The organism is Parvimonas sp. D9 (genome assembly GCF_035282565.1).
GTDB lineage: Bacteria > Bacillota > Clostridia > Tissierellales > Peptoniphilaceae > Parvimonas > Parvimonas micra.
On sequence record NZ_JAYKBM010000075.1, the window covers coordinates 1 to 379 of the forward strand.

General features: G+C 45.1%; 1 protein-coding gene. It reads left to right on the forward strand.

Going from position 1 to position 379, the window contains the following annotated elements; all coding sequences use genetic code 11:
* Positions 1-323: hypothetical protein (locus VJI94_RS08090; protein WP_324008976.1), on the forward strand; the 323-nt coding region annotated here is incomplete at its 5' end.
* Positions 324-379 lie beyond the last annotated feature (56 nt).

Below are 379 nucleotides of genomic sequence, written 5' to 3' on the forward strand. Positions count from 1 at the left end.
TTCAGGTGCGGCCGAAGGGCTCGATTGAGTCTGTGGAAGAGTTCATGCAGCACTATAAGGTAGGCAATACCTTGTATGGCGTAATGGCTTTGGGTGGTATGTCCTCTGTAGAGAAATACCATATCAAGAAAGTCCGTCCTATCGAAGGAACCATTGTCTACTACGGAATCTATGATTCATACATCTTTAGTCTGTTGGACAAGAATGTCATTGAGGTCAATGAGTACAATGACCACTTCTTGTTTGCCAATGAGGCATACGCTCTGGCATACCATCAGTACTGCATCGACCACAATATCGACTTCCGGAGTAAATGGGCATGACGATTCAGGATGTGATAGCGTTCTACAGTGACTTGCCTATGTGGTTCGTTGCTGTA